Source organism: Staphylococcus sp. EG-SA-17 (genome assembly GCF_017151845.1).
Taxonomy (GTDB): Bacteria; Bacillota; Bacilli; order Staphylococcales; family Staphylococcaceae; genus Staphylococcus; species Staphylococcus aureus.
On record NZ_JACVZO010000152.1, the window covers coordinates 1 to 249 of the forward strand.

Here is a 249-nt window from a genome sequence, read left to right on the forward strand (position 1 = left end):
GCTATAACACCAAAAACTAAAATACCCACGAATAAAATCCAGAAATTAATTTCATTGATGAATCTATCACGAATCGCACCAATCATGAATGCTACAACTGGATATAATAGTAAAAATCCTGCTGAAGAACCTGAGCATGATGGTTCTGCAGAATGGAATGCATATTGGGATCCAGAAGCGGTTAAAATTGTTTTTGATAGCGATATAGAGATTGATATGGTTGCTTTAGAAAGTACGAATCAAGTGCCG

Annotated in this window: 1 protein-coding gene; it reads left to right on the top strand. The window is 35.7% G+C overall.

Annotated features, from left to right (window positions below; translation table 11 throughout):
- Positions 1 to 249: nucleoside hydrolase (locus tag IDG65_RS14940; protein WP_346656769.1), on the top strand; the 249-nt coding region annotated here is incomplete at both ends.